Origin of the sequence: Schlegelella aquatica (assembly GCF_026013905.1) — a bacterium.
GTDB classification, from domain to species: Bacteria; Pseudomonadota; Gammaproteobacteria; order Burkholderiales; family Burkholderiaceae_C; genus Caldimonas; species Caldimonas aquatica.
The window spans coordinates 1,551,700-1,566,164 of sequence record NZ_CP110257.1; the positions used below are offsets into that span (position 1 = coordinate 1,551,700).

General features: G+C 66.8%; 9 protein-coding genes. 1 reads left to right on the forward strand and 8 read right to left on the reverse strand.

Features of this window, described 5'->3' with window-relative positions:
- The first annotated feature begins 160 nt into the window (after positions 1-160).
- Complete coding sequence (locus OMP39_RS07000) at positions 161-2,428, forward strand: arginine/lysine/ornithine decarboxylase (protein ID WP_264894253.1); 2,268 nt, start codon at positions 161-163, stop codon at positions 2,426-2,428.
- A gap of 21 nt (positions 2,429-2,449) precedes the next feature.
- On the opposite strand, the gene OMP39_RS07005 is transcribed toward OMP39_RS07000, so the two are convergent.
- From OMP39_RS07005 to OMP39_RS07040, 8 genes are all read right to left on the reverse strand, one after another.
- Entirely contained in the window at positions 2,450-4,297 is a 1,848-nt protein-coding gene (locus tag OMP39_RS07005; protein WP_425340673.1) for a glucokinase, read from the reverse strand.
- A gap of 147 nt (positions 4,298-4,444) precedes the next feature.
- Positions 4,445-6,154 carry an alpha-amylase family glycosyl hydrolase gene (locus OMP39_RS07010; protein WP_264894257.1) on the reverse strand — a complete coding sequence of 570 codons (1,710 nt, stop codon included), beginning with the start codon at positions 6,152-6,154 and terminating at the stop codon, positions 4,445-4,447.
- A 115-nt stretch (positions 6,155-6,269) separates the two neighbouring features.
- Positions 6,270-7,160 carry a maltose ABC transporter permease MalG gene (malG, locus tag OMP39_RS07015; protein WP_264894258.1) on the reverse strand — a complete coding sequence of 297 codons (891 nt, stop codon included), beginning with the start codon at positions 7,158-7,160 and terminating at the stop codon, positions 6,270-6,272.
- A gap of 4 nt (positions 7,161-7,164) precedes the next feature.
- Positions 7,165-8,700 (reverse strand): maltose ABC transporter permease MalF, encoded by a 1,536-nt coding sequence (gene malF, locus OMP39_RS07020; protein WP_264894261.1) that lies wholly within the window; start codon positions 8,698-8,700, stop codon positions 7,165-7,167.
- 91 nt (positions 8,701-8,791) lie between these two features.
- On the reverse strand, positions 8,792-9,991 hold the full coding sequence (malE, locus tag OMP39_RS07025; RefSeq protein WP_264894262.1) for a maltose/maltodextrin ABC transporter substrate-binding protein MalE: 1,200 nt from the start codon (positions 9,989-9,991) through the stop codon (positions 8,792-8,794).
- An 83-nt stretch (positions 9,992-10,074) separates the two neighbouring features.
- Positions 10,075-11,175, reverse strand: coding sequence for an ABC transporter ATP-binding protein (locus tag OMP39_RS07030; protein ID WP_264894263.1), 1,101 nt, complete (start codon positions 11,173-11,175; stop codon positions 10,075-10,077).
- Positions 11,176-11,188: 13 nt separating this feature from the next.
- Complete coding sequence (locus OMP39_RS07035; RefSeq protein WP_264894265.1) at positions 11,189-12,853, reverse strand: alpha-glucosidase family protein; 1,665 nt, start codon at positions 12,851-12,853, stop codon at positions 11,189-11,191.
- Between the two features lie 114 nt (positions 12,854-12,967).
- Complete coding sequence (locus tag OMP39_RS07040) at positions 12,968-14,224, reverse strand: maltoporin (protein ID WP_264894267.1); 1,257 nt, start codon at positions 14,222-14,224, stop codon at positions 12,968-12,970.
- Positions 14,225-14,465 lie beyond the last annotated feature (241 nt).

A 14,465-nucleotide genomic window follows, 5' to 3' on the forward strand; every position in this document is an offset into this window, starting at 1 on the left:
TGTGCGCCGCTGCCTGCACGGCGGAATGCCGGCAAGTGTAAGCCGGGGTGGCGCCCGGGCGCATGTTGTTTGCTGAGGACAGCCCCGGCCAGGGCTTTCCCGAAGCTCTACACTTCGCGCTTTCCTTTCAGCCCCCGCTCACGCGCCGGAGACCGCTTTCATGATGCGCTTTCGCTTTCCCATCGTGATCATCGACGAGGACTTCCGTTCCGAGAACGCCTCCGGCCTGGGCATACGCGCGCTGGCCGAGGCGATCCAGAAAGAAGGCTTCGAAGTGCTGGGGGTGACCAGCTACGGGGATCTTTCGCAGTTCGCGCAGCAGCAAAGCCGCGCCAGCGCGTTCATCTTGTCCATCGACGACGAGGAGTTCGGCTCGGGCTCGAAGGAGGAGGTGGACGCCGCGCTCAAGAACGTGCGTGCCTTCGTGAGCGAGATCCGCTTCAAGAACGCCGAGATCCCGATTTACCTGTATGGCGAGACGCGCACCTCCCAGCACATTCCCAACGATGTGCTCAAGGAGCTGCACGGCTTCATCCACATGTTCGAGGACACGCCGGAGTTCGTGGCGCGCCACATCATCCGCGAGGCCCGCAGCTACCTGGATTCGCTGGCGCCGCCGTTCTTCCGTGCGCTGGTGGGGTACGCGCAGGACGGTTCCTACTCCTGGCACTGCCCGGGCCACTCGGGCGGTGTGGCCTTCCTCAAGAGCCCGATCGGGCAGATGTTCCATCAGTTCTTCGGCGAGAACATGCTGCGCGCCGATGTGTGCAACGCCGTCGAAGAGCTGGGGCAGCTGCTGGACCACACCGGGCCGGTGGCCGCGTCGGAACGCAATGCGGCGCGCATCTTCAACGCGGACCATTGCTTCTTCGTCACCAACGGCACCTCCACCTCCAACAAGATGGTGTGGCACCACACCGTGGCGCCTGGCGACGTGGTGGTGGTGGACCGCAACTGCCACAAGTCCATCCTGCACGCCATCATCATGACGGGGTCGGTGCCGGTGTTCCTCACGCCGACGCGCAACCACTACGGCATCATCGGTCCGATCCCGCAAAGCGAGTTCACGCGTGAAGCGATCGAGAAGAAGATCGCCGCCAACCCGCTGCTGCAGGGCGTGGATGCCAAGAAGATCAAGCCGCGCATCCTGACGATCACACAGAGCACCTACGACGGCATCCTCTACAACACCGAGACGATCAAGTCGATGCTCGACGGCTACATCGACACCTTGCACTTCGACGAGGCCTGGCTGCCGCACGCGGCGTTCCACGGCTTCTATCGCGGCATGCATGCGATGGGCAAGGACCGTCAGAAGACCAAGGACTCGCTGGTCTTCGCCACCCAGTCCACGCACAAGCTGCTGGCGGGCTTGAGCCAGGCCTCCCAGATCCTGGTGCAGGAGTCGCAAGAGCGCAAGCTCGATCGGCACCTGTTCAACGAGGCGTATCTGATGCACACCTCGACCTCGCCGCAGTACGCGATCATCGCGTCGTGCGACGTGGCCGCGGCGATGATGGAGCCCCCGGGCGGCACCGCGCTGGTGGAAGAAAGCATCATGGAGGCGCTGGACTTCCGTCGCGCGATGCGCAAGGTGGAGAAGGAGTTCGGCCGCGACTGGTGGTTCAAGGTCTGGGGGCCGGAGAAGCTCGCGCCGGCCGGCATCGGCGAACGCGACGACTGGATCATCAAGGGCGACGCCCGCTGGCACGGCTTCGGCAAGCTGGCCGACGGCTTCAACATGCTGGACCCGATCAAGTCCACCATCGTGACGCCGGGCCTGGACCTGAACGGCAAGTTCTCCAAGACGGGCATTCCCGCCTCGATCGTCACCAAGTATCTGGCCGAGCATGGCGTGGTGGTCGAGAAGACCGGGCTCTACTCGTTCTTCATCATGTTCACCATCGGCATCACCAAGGGCCGTTGGAACACGCTGCTGACGGCGTTGCAGCAGTTCAAGGACGACTACGACAAGAACCAGCCGATGTGGCGCATCCTGCCCGAGTTCTGCGCGCAGCACCCGCGCTACGAGCGCATGGGCCTGCGCGACCTGTGCCAGAGCATCCACGAGACGTACGCCAAGGGCGACATCGCGCGCCTGACGACCGAGATGTACCTGTCGGATCTGCAGCCTGCGATGAAGCCGAGCGACGCCTACGCGCGCATCGCGCACCGCGAGACCGAGCGCGTGGAGATCGACGAGCTCGAGGGCCGCATCACGACCTCGCTGCTGACCCCGTACCCGCCGGGCATCCCGCTGCTCATCCCGGGCGAGCGATTCAACAAGAAGATCGTGGATTACCTGCGGTTCGCGCGCGAGTTCAACCGCAAGTTCCCGGGCTTCGACACCGACGTGCACGGGTTGGTCGAAGAGCTGGACGAGGCGGGCAACGCCAAGTACTACGTGGACTGCGTGCGGCAGGACTGACGCAGGCAGCGCCCCGCACCGTCACACCACGTGCGAGATGAGCACCCCTGGCCCTGCACCGGCTGAGCCGGCTTGCAGCTGAGGCAGGGCGGCGGCCGGGTCGCGTCGCATCGCGACGCCGACCGCGACCATGTCCACCACCAGCAGGTGCAGGATGCGCGAGATCATCGCGATGAAGGTGGTGCTGTCTTCGCCGTGGTCCACCGGAATGCACACGGTCGCTTTGCGAGCCAGCGGCGACTTGCTCGCGGTGATCGCGATGACCGCCGCGCCGTGCTCTTGAGCGAGCGCGGCGGCCCGCACGAGTTCGGTCGATTGCCCGGAGCTGGAGATGAAGACGGCCACGTCCTGCGGGCCGAGCAGGTCGGCGGCCAGGGCCTGGAGGGCCGCGTCCGTGTGCGCGGCCGCAGGGATGCGGAAGCGGAACAGCTTGTGCTGGGCGTCCAGCGCCACGACGGCGGAGTTGCCGCTGGCATAGAACTCCACCCGCTGGGCCGCGCGCAGGATCTCGATCGCCCGGTCCACCGCCTCGACGTTGAGCGATTCACGGAACTGCACGATGGCCGAGATGGTGTTGTCGAGCACCTTCGCGCAAAGGTCGGGCGTGGCGTCCTGCCGGCGGACCTGGGTGCGCTGCACGGGGATGTTGCCGGTGAGGCCGGAGGCGAGCTTGAGCTTGAAGTCCGCCAGGCCCTGGAACCCCAGCGAGCGGCAGAAGCGGATGACGGTGGGCTGGCTCACCTCGGCCATCTGGGCGATCACGGCGACCGAGTCGTTGAGCACCGTGCGCGGGTTTTCGAGGACGAAGTCGGCCACGCGCCGCTCGGCGGGCGACAGCTGAGCCCGGGCTGCGCGGACTCGCTCCATCAGGGGGTTGCCGCCTTCGTGTGCCGGCACGTGCTCGGCGAGCAACGACGACACGCCGTGGAAGGCCGGGTTCTCGGCGGTGAGCACGTAGGTCGGGATGCGCGCGACGTACCCCGAGAACCGCCCCTTGCTTTCGAAGCGTGCACGGAAGCCCGATTCCACGAACGTGCGGCCGAGGCGGGGCACGATGCCGCCGCCGATGTAGATGCCGCCGGTGGCGCCGAGGGTGAGCGCCAGGTTCGACGCGACGGTGCCCAGCATGTTGCAGAAGCACTCGACCGCCTCGGCGGACCAGCGGCAGCTCTTCTCGATGGCGCGCTGCACGATCCGGGCCGCGGGCAGCGGACGCTCGGCCTCGGGGTCTCCCTCGGTCAGCGCTTCATAGATGAGTTCGAGGCCCGGCCCCGAAACGAGCCGCTCGGCCGACACGTGCGGCAGCGTCTTCCACGCATAGGCGAGGATGCGCATTTCGCGCTCGTCGCCGGGCGAGAAACTGACGTGGCCGCCCTCCGTGGCGAGCGTCGTCCAGCGATCGCCCGTGGGGACGAGGCCCGACACCCCCAAGCCCGTGCCGGGGCCGAGCAAGCCGATCACGCCGTTGGGTTCGGGCTCGCCGCCCCCGACCTGCTCGCGGCCCTCGGCACCGATGCGGGGCAGCGACATGGCCAGGGCGGTGAAGTTGTTCACCACCAGGAGCGTGGCCAGCCCCAACTGGCGCTGAACCTCCTGGATCGAGAACGCCCAATCCCGGTTGGTCATGCGCACCCAGTCGCCTTCGATCGGATTGGCGATCGCGACCGCCGCGTGCCGGGGTTTCACGCCCTCGGGCAGGGTCTGCAGGTAAGCCTGCATGACGTCGAGGAACCCCGGGTAGTCGGCGCACGGCAGCACGCGCACCTGCTCGAAGCGGCCGGGCACCTGCTCGAGGCAGAAGCGGGCGTAGGTCGCGCCGATGTCGGCCAGCAACCGGGGGTCGGGATAGGGCGTGAGGGACGCGCTCATCGGCGCCTCCTGGGCGACGCTGGGCAGCGCGTCGGACGACACCGAAACGGCATAGCCGGATAGCTGCAGGACAGGCATGGGTGGACGGCCTCCACCTGCACTGTAACCAAGAATGTGTCCGCGGCGGCCATCGGGCGGTCTCGCATGTCAGCGCGCGCCGGGCGCACGCTCCAGCAACACCACGGGCTGTGCCGGAAGATGAACGGCTCCGTCGCGCACGACGTGACGCTGGCCGGTGTAGGCGTCGTGCAGGTGTTCGCCCTCTGCGAACACACCGCCCACCGGGACGGAGGCCGGTTTCGTCAGGCGCAGTGCGACGAGCACGCGGTCGCCGGAGGCGGCGTCCACCCGGGCGAAAGCGTAAGGCTCGTCCTGGAGCATCCGGTGTTCACCGCGGGCGAGCGCGACATGTCGCGAGCGGAACTGCCCGAGCTTGCGCCAGTGCTGCAACAGGGCCGTGTCCATGGAGCACCAGTTCATCGGCGAGCGGGTGGCCTGCTGGGGGTCGCCCCGTGGTGACGGCCCGGCCGGACGGGCCGTCTCGTCGCCATAGTAGATCTGCACGCCACCGGGCGCGAGCATCAGCGCGGTGGCCGCGTCCCACAGCCGCCCGCGATCGAAGAGTTCGGTGTCGTGTGAGGAGATATAGGCCAGGTTCGTGAATCCGGGTCGGCCGGCATACACCCGCGCGTAAGCCTGGTACAACGCCTCGGGCCGCGCATACTGGGCGCCGCGCTTCTGGAAGTCGAAGTCGAGCATCGCGTCGAACCCGGCGTCGTGAAGGTGCGAGCGTTGCGGCCCGTGGCCCCAGTACTCGCCCACCATCCAGAACGGCGCATCGTCGATCTTCTTGGTCGGGTGGCGCGCTTTCCAGTCGGCCAGGGCCTTGACCGCTTCGCGCTTGAGTTCAGCCCAGGCCTCGGGCTCTACGTGCTTGACCGTGTCGGCCCGGAAACCGTCGATGCCGTACTCGCGCACCCAGTGCGTCAGCCACTTGACGAGATACCCCCGCACCGGGGTGTCGGGGAGGTCCGTGGCCTGCGTGTCCGTCTTGCGCCGCAGGAACTCGGGCAGCCGCACGGGCGCTTTGCTTTCGGTGCGGAAGTCGGGCAGATGGGCGAGCTGCATCGTGCGGTCGTCTCGCCCACCGTCGATGTAGCCGGGCAGCCCGGCCCGCACCCAGTCGCGCCCCCACCACTGGCCGAAGGCGAAGTTGTTGTAGTCGATGTAGCTGTGATAGTCGCGCAGCGTCGCTTTCTCGCTGCCAGGCCACAACACCTGGGGCAGCAACTCGCGGGCGGTCTGCAAGTCCAAGTAGCCGGGGTGATTCATCACCACGTCGAACAGCACGCGGATGCCCTGCGCATGGGCGGTGTCGACCATCTCGCGCAGTTCCTCGGGCGTGCCCATGTTCTTGTCGAGCAGGGTGTAGTCCAGCGCGTAGTAGCCGTGGTAGGCGTAGTGCTTGAACTCCTTGTCGCCGCCCACCACCCAGCCGCGAATCTGCTCGTACGGAGCGGTGATCCAGAGGGCGTTGACGCCCAGCTCCTTGAACCACCCCTCCTTGAGCTTGGCGGTCAGGCCCGCAAGGTCGCCGCCATGGAAGGTGCCGATCTCCTGCTGCCCGTCCTTCTGCCGTCCATAGGAGTGATCGTTGCTCGGGTTGCCGTTGTAGAAGCGGTCGGTCACCACGAAGTAGACGATCGGGTTGTCGGCGAAGCTGCCGGGCACCGCGGCGGGCGCCGATGCCGCCGCTGCAGCCCAGGGGGCGCGCGAGTCCGCGGGCGCGGCCGGAGGCGGCGCAGTGCAGCCGCTGCACAGAGCGGAGGCCAGGGCGATCAAGGCGTGCAATCTCATGAGGGGCAAGGCGAGAAGTGGTCGTGGCGACCCGGGCACGGGCCGTGTCTCACGAGGGAAAGAAGTCGGGGGGCGGCGGGCTCTTCGGCCGAAGGGGTCTGTGGCGCGCGCCCCTTCAACCCTTCAGGCCTCCCGCGGTCAGGCCCGACACCATCCATTTCTGGGCCAGGATGAACACCACCGTGATGGGAAGACCCGAGAGGATGGCTGCCGCGGCGAAGTCGCCCCAGAGGTAGCGCTGTTCATAGAGGAACAGGCGCGAGCCGACCGCCAGGGTGAGCTTGCCTTCCTCGTTGAGGAGCACCGACGCGACGGGGTACTCGATGATGGCGCCGATGAAGGCGAGCAAGAACACGACCAAGAGGATCGGCACCGCCATGGGCAAGAGCACCAGCCGGAACGCCTGCCACGGCGAGGCTCCGTCGACCTTGGCCGCTTCCTCGATCTCGGCCGGGATGGTGTCGAAGTAGCCCTTGATCGTCCACACGTGCAGGCCGATGCCGCCGGCGTAGGCGAGCAGCAACGAGGCGTGGCTGTCGATGCCGAAGAGGGGAAAGACGTTGCCGATGCGGTCGAAGATGGCGTAGATGGCCACCAGCGCGAGCACGGCCGGGAACATCTGGATCATCATGAGTGCGGAAAGCGCCTGCGACTTGCCGCGGAACTTCATGCGCGCAAAGGCGTAGGCCGCGGTGGTGGACAGCAGCAGGATCAGCACTGCGGAAAGCGTGGCTACCTTGACCGAGTTCCACAGCCACTTGAGGACGGGAAAGGGCGGCTGCACGAGCCGGCCGTCGGCGTCCTGATAGGAGATGCCCAGCGCCAGCTTCCAGTGCTCCAGGCTGATCTGGTCCGGGATGAGGCTGCCGCTGGCGAAGTTGCCCGGCCGCAGCGAGATCGACAGGATCATCAGGAAGGGGAAGGTGATGAGGCACACCAGCGCGACGAGGAAGGCGTGCGCCGCGAACACGCGCCAGCGGTGCGACTTGTCGAGAACGATGGCCATGGTTTCAGCGTCCTTCTTCCTTCGTGATGCGGGTGGCGCGCAGGTTGATCCAGGACAGGAGCGCGACCATCGCGAAGATGACCGTCGAGATGGCGGCCGCGAGCCCGAAGTTCTGCCCCGAGTCCTCGAAGGCGATGCGGTAGGTGTAGGAGACCAGGATGTCGGTCGTGCCCGCGGGGATCTTGGTGTCCAGGAAGTCCGGCCGCCCGTTGGTCAGCAGGTTGATGAGCACGAAGTTGTTGAAGTTGAACGCGAAGGCCGCGATCAGGAGGGGCGTCAACGGCTTGAGCACCAAGGGCATCGTGATGCGGAAGAAGTTGGTCAACGGCCCCGCTCCGGCCACTGCGGAGGCTTCGTACAGGTCGGCCGGGATCGCCTTGATGAGCCCCATGCACACGACCATCATGTAGGGGTAGCCCAGCCAGGTGTTGACGATCAGGATCATCACCTTGGCGAGGAACGGGTCCGAGAACCACGCGGGCTTGATGCCGAAGAGGGCATCGAGGATCAGATTGATCTCGCCGAAGTTGTTGTTGAACAAGCCCTTGAACACCAGGATCGAGATGAACCCCGGCACGGCATAGGGCAGGAACAGCAGCGTCTGGTACAAGCCCCGGAAGCGCAGCGCCTCCCAGCTGAGCAGCACCGCGAGCAGCATGCCCAGGGAGGCTGCGAAGAAGACCGTGAGCGCCGCGAAAGTCACCGTCCAGCCGAAGATGCGCAAGAAGGGCTGGCGGAAGGCTTCGTCGGTGAACACGCGCAGGTAGTGGTCCCATCCGATGCGCACCTGGAAGCCGGGCGGCACCGCCTCTGCGCTGGGGCGCTCGAAGAAGCCGGTCTCGAAGTTGGGCCGCAGCACCTCGCCCGTTTGCTGGTTGACGAGCGTGTGGCCCTCACCCTCGCGGTACAGGTGAGCCACTGGGCCGAAACGCCTCAAGCCCGTCATTCGCAACTCGGTACCGTCCGGCAAGGCGATCGTCAGCGCGCGCAGTTGCGGCTGCAGACGGATCACCTCCTTGAGCTCGACCGGGTTGACGATGCCGAGCCCCCCGGCCGGCTCGGGCTGCGCCTCCACGCGCAGCGGCTCGGACCGCGAGAGGGCCAGTGCCGGGGTCACGAAGGCCTTCTGGCCGTCTTCATCCTCCAGGCGCGCGCGATACTCACGGCCGTCGCCGTACAGCGTGAACTGGTAACTCTCGCCTTCACTCTGGTACGTCTCGTCGAGGAAGTACTGGCGGGCCCGCTCGTAGGTCAGCAGATGGCGCGAGCTGTAGTTGGAAAAGCTGAGCGCCACGGTGTAGAGGATGGGAAACACCACGAAGATGACCACCGCCGCGATGCCCGGAAAGAGGTAGCGGTAGGCGTACAGGCGCTGTGAGGTGTACACCCACGCGGCCAAGCCGACGATCACGAGGATCGTGCCGGCAAGCAGGAACTCTCCCGCCGCGTAGACGGCAGTCACGAGGTACAGCGCGAGGAGCGCGAGCGCGGCGCCGGCAGCAGGGCCGATCCAGCGTCGCAGGCCGGGTGTTGCATTCATGTCGTGGCGGGCCGCGCAAGCGGCAGGTGCGGCGGGAAGCTCCAGTGGGCGCCGGACGCGGCGGCGCGTCTCGCGTCCGGCGCCCCGTGCATCACTTGGCGGTGATGCGCTTGGCAGCGGCGTCCAGAGCCTCCTTCGGGCTCTGACGACCCTCGGTCATGTTCTGCAGCGCCGACTGCATCGACGACCAGAAGCGACCCATCTCAGGGTTGTTGGGCATCGGGTGGCCGTCCTGGGCGCTGGCCATCGTGGCCTGGATGTTCGGGTCGCTCTTGAGCTCGGCGAAGAAGGTCTTGGACGCGGGCGTGCCCAAGGGCACGTCGTCGTTGATCGTCTTCAGCCCCTTGACCGAGAGCATGTAGTTCTCGATGAACTCGACGGCCACGTCCCGGTTGGGGGAGGCCTTGGAGATCATCGCACCCAGCACGCCGACGAAGGGCGTCGCCTTCTTGCCGCTGACGGCGGGGATCTTTGCGACGCCGAAGTTGATCTTCGACTTGCGCAGGTTGTCCCACGACCAGGGGCCGTTGATCATCATCGCGATCTTGCCCTGGTTGACCCCGGCCTCCATGTCGGCATAGCCCGCCCCCTTGGGCATCACGCCTTCCTTGATCATGCGGGTCAGCAACTCGGCCCCCTTCAGGGCGCCGGGGTTGTTCACGCCGGTGTCCGCGGGGTCGTACGTGCCATCGGCCTTCTGCTTGAACGGATAGCCGCCGTTGGCGCCCAGCAGCGGCCAGGTGAAGTAGGTGTTGTTGTAGTCCCAGAGGATGGCCTTCTTGCCCTGGGCCGAGAGCTTCTTGTCCAGCGCGATGACCTCCTCGAAGGTCTTCGGCGGGGTGGGGACCAGGTCCTTGTTGTAGACGAGGGCCACGGCCTCGATGGAGATGGGGTAGCCCCACACCTTGCCGCCCACGGTGAAGGCCTTCCAGCCCAGCGGATCGATGTCGGCCTGCACCTTCTTGGAGGGGCTCACCGGCTGGAGCAGACCCGCGCCGATCCACTCGCCGATGCGGTCGTGCGCCCAGATCCAGATGTCCGGTCCCTTGCCCGCCGCCGCGGCCTGCTGGAACTTGTTCGGGGCATCCTCCGGGTGCTCGACCACCACCTGCACGCCGGTCTTCTTCGCGAACTCCTCACCGACTTTCGCCAGCCCGTTGTAGCCCTTGTCGCCGTTGATCCAGATCAGCAGCTTGCCAGGCTCGGCCGCCATCGCGGGGGCTGCCGTGCCGCCAGCCAACGCAAGGGCCGCCGCAGCGACCAGACGGATGCGTCCACGTTGAATCCTCATTTCAGTGCTCCTTTGGGTGTTGCCTCTCGGGCGTTCGTGTGAGCCGTTGGTCTCGACTCGTCTCAGAACTCTGGTGTCGCCGCTCACGAGGGCGCGCGGGCGAGCGCGACACCCTGGGCGTCGAACAGGTAGGCGCGTGCGGGCGCGACGGCCAGGTGGGCCGCATCGCCCGGCGTCAGCGGGTTGTCGGGGTCGGCGCGCACCACCACCGGGCCTTGTGCGCCGGCCACCTCCAGATAGAGGTAGGTCGTATCCCCCAGATGCTCGGCCACCTGAACCACGCCGCGCAGCGAGTTGCCCGCCGTCGCGCCGGTGGCCACGAGGTGCTCGGGCCGCACACCCAGCGTGAGCGAAGTGCCCGGGGCCAAGCCGGGGGCGCTGGCGGCTGCGTCCACCGCGCTGCCATCGGCGAGCCGCACGCGCACCCGCTCGGCCGAGGCCGACTCGACGGTCACGGGCACGAAGTTCATCTTCGGTGAGCCGATGAAGCCTGCGACGAAGAGATTCGCCGGCCGGTGATAGAGCTCGAGCGGCGCTCCGACCTGCTCGATACGGCCCGCGTTGAACACGACGATGCGATCGGCCAGCGTCATGGCCTCGACCTGATCGTGCGTCACGTACACCATCGTCGTCTTGAGTTCGCGGTGCAGCCTCGACAACTCGACGCGCATCTGCACACGCAGCGCCGCATCCAGGTTGGAGAGGGGTTCGTCGAAAAGGAACACACCCGGCTTGCGCACGATCGCGCGGCCGATGGCCACCCGCTGGCGTTGTCCACCGGACAGGGCCTTCGGCTTGCGGTCCAGCAGGTGCTCGATCTGCAGGATCTGGGCCGCACGCTGCACCGCCGCGCGCTGCTCGTCCTTGCTGTAGCCCGCCAGACGCAGTCCGAAGGCCATGTTCTCGGCCACCGTCATGTGGGGGTAGAGCGCGTAGCTCTGGAACACCATCGCGATGCCTCGCTTGGCCGGGGGCACCTCGTTCATCCGCTGCCCCCCGATGTAGAGATCGCCCGCGGTGATCTCCTCCAGGCCGGCAATGCAGCGCAGCATCGTGGACTTGCCGCAGCCCGAGGGGCCGACGAACACGATGAACTCGCCGTCCTCGATGTCGAGGTCGATCCCGTGCAGGGTCTCGATCTCGCCGTACGACTTGCGCAGTCCTTTGAGTTGCAGATGGGCCATGTCGATCGGAAGGTCAGTCGGCCAGGGCAGCGAAGTACGCGCCGTACGGCGGCAGTTCCAGGTCGCGGCCGTCCAGGCGGCCGAACTGTCGGGGTGCGAAGCCGTGTCCCCTCAAGGGCGTTGCACCGGGCAGTCGCGGCAGGCGCACCTTGACGGGGTGAGCCGCGGTGTTGAAGGCCGCCAGCATCCGGGTGGCCTCGCCGGCTCGCTCGGGCAGGCGCTCGAGGGCCAGCACGGGCTGCGGCACGTCGATGAAGCGGATCGACCCGCACACGAGGGCGCGATGCTGCTTGCGCCAGGCCAGGAAGGTGCGCGTGAAGTGCAGCACGGAGTCAGGGTCGGCCTCGTTGATGTCCACCGCCAGCTGGCGATGCGTCTCGGGGACCGGCAACCAAGGCTCGACGGCGCGCGCACCGCTGAAGCCGGCGTGGGGCAGGGTGCTGTCCCAGGGCATCGGCGTGCGGCAGCCGTCGCGCCCCTTGAACTCGGGCCAGAAGTTGATGCCGTACGGGTCCTGCAGGCGCTCGTAAGGCACCTCGGCCTCGGGTAAGCCCAGTTCGTCGCCCTGATACCAGCACGCGCTGCCACGCAGCGACAAGAGCATGGCCAGCGCCAGTTTGTTGTAGGCCGCGGGTGCGTCGGGGCCGCCCCAGCGCGTGCGCACGCGCGCCACGTCGTGGTTGCCGAGAGACCAGCAGGGCCAGCCGCCGTCCATCGCCGCTTCCAGCTCTTCGACCTGGCTGCGGATGTAGGTGGCCGTGTTCTCGTGCGTGAGCAGGTTGAAGCTGTAGGCCATGTGCAGCTTGTTGCCGCTCGCGGTGTAGGCGGCCATCGTCGCCAACGCGTTGTCGTCGCCGATCTCGCCCAGGCTCGCCGCACCGTACTCGTCCAGCAGATCGCGCACCTTCTCCAGAAAGGCCAGGTTCTCGAACTGCGTCTTGTCGTACAGGTGCTGCTGCATGCCGTACGGGTTGGTGTCCTGCACCGACTGGGTGTCGCGCTTCTTGGCTGGCGGGTTGTCGCGCAGTTTGCGGTCGTGGAAGTGGAAGTTGCAGGCATCGAACCTGAAGCCGTCCACTCCTCGCTCCAGCCAGAACCGGATGTCGGACAGCACCTGGCGCTGCACTTCCTCGCAGTGGAAGTTCAGGTCCGGCTGGCTGGTGAGGAAGTTGTGCAGGTAGTACTGGCGCCGTCGCGCGTCCCACTGCCACGCCGACCCCCCGAACACACTCAGCCAGTTCGTAGGCGGCGTGCCGTCGGGCTTCGGGTCCGCCCACACGTACCAGTCGGCCTTGGCGTTGCTGCGGCTGGAGCGGCTTTCCTGGAACCACGGGTGCTGGTCGGAAGTGTGCGAGAGCACCTGGTCGATCACCACCTTGAGGCCCAGTTCGTGGGCTCGGGCGACCAACCGGTCGAAGTCCTGCAAGGTGCCGAACATCGGATCGACGTCCCGGTAGTCCGAGATGTCGTAGCCGAAATCCTTCATCGGCGAGCGGAAGAACGGCGAGATCCAGATCGCATCGACGCCGAGGCCGGCGACATAGGGCAGCTTGTCGATGATGCCCGGCAGGTCGCCGATCCCGTCGCCGTTGCTGTCGGCGAAGCTGCGCGGGTAAATCTGGTAGATGACTCCGCCGCGCCACCAGGCGTCGAGCGGACGAACGTCGGTCTTGGACATGGAAGAGGCTTTCCGGGATCGGACGCAATGGCCTGGCCGGCGTGCCGGTCAGGACGTTGCGCCCTCCTCGTGGAGGGCGAAGGAAAGGGCCGCACGGCCCTCAACCACGGGCGATCACCACCAGGCTTCTACTTGGATGCCGTAGGTCATGCCGTCTCGGTCGTTGCCGAACACTCCGCCCGTGCCGGCGTTGCCGGCCGCGTCGTTCCATTTGGCGTACGTGGCGAAGGCGCGAAACACCGGGCGCGACCAGAAGCCCCGCGACAGCGACAGCTGAGGCGCGACGGTGAACTTCGTCAGGTGAGCGGTGGCCTTGCCTTCTTCCTTCGTGCGATCGTGTCCGAGCTCGAAAGCCAGGCTCATGTGATCGCTGAAGTTGTACTGAGGACGCACGCCGATGCTGTACCAGGTGGTCTTGTTGCCGTTGTCCGGCTTGACCTGCTCGGCCACGAAGGCGGCCATCCCCGACCAGTTCGACCCCTGCGGCGCGATGTAGAGCTGGTCGATGAAGCGCCAGCTCGAACCTTTGGCAGAGCGGTTCGCATCGCGGAAGGTCGGCACCGACGCGCCGCCGAAGCCGGCGTCGTTGCCGATCACCAAGGCCGCCTTGTTGAAGCCGCCCAGGATGCCGGTTTGCATGTGCTCGGCGAACAGCGCGAAGCCATTGCCCTCGCCACCGGCAGGACTCCCCGCGCTGTCGCCCTTCAGGAGCACGAGCTCGAACTCGAGCTTGCCATTCGGGTTCACCGGGATGTCGTAGACGCGGGCCGACAGGCGCCGAGTGTTGAGCCCATTGACCGCGTCGTTGACCAGGGTGTCGTCGCCTTTGCTGTGGTAGGCCAGCGCCAGCTTGGCCGCGCCGCCCAGCGCGATGTCCTCGATACCGCCGCCCAGACCGCTGTTGTTCCAGTAGTAGTAGTCGTTGATGTGGATGTCGTGGCGGTTGTAGTAGCGCTTGCCGATCCAGACCTTCGCGTTCTGGAGGGCGCCGGGGCCGAAGAAGCCGCCGGCCTCGAAGTAGTTCTGCCGGCTGGCGATGTCGAACTTGTCCCCCTTGACGCTCTCGAAGTCCGACGCGGCGTTGTTCTCGATGGTGGCCAGCATGAGGTTGTATTTCGCGTAGGGACCGTCGGACTTGCCGAAGGGCAGGGCGAACGCCACCTCGCCGTACGTCTCGCACTCGTTGCCCAGGCGGTACTTGGCGCCGGCGCCGGGTGCGCTGAAGCAGACCTGCTTGCCTCCCTCGCTGCTCGAGCCGGTGCCCGTGCGCAGGTAGCCGTGGAACTCCAGACCCTGCGCGCTCGCCGGCATCGCGCCGAAAGCGCCCGCAACGGCTGCGGCTGCTGCGAGCAGCTTGAACTTGCCTCTCATCGGTGAACTCCTCGTGGTTCTTGGGTGGGAAATGACCGGCGCACGACATGTCGTCGAGGGCCGGAGGGTGGGAAATCGCAGAGCCGGGTGCAATCGTTCGGCCGCGCTCAGGCTGCCCGAGCCACACGGCCTCGCCCCTGCTGCGCAGGCGAGGGCGGGGGTACCGAATGAGGTGCGGGAAGGGCGAGCCATGGGAGGGTTGGTAACAGGACTACAAGAAGGGATGTAGTTGGACAACGGC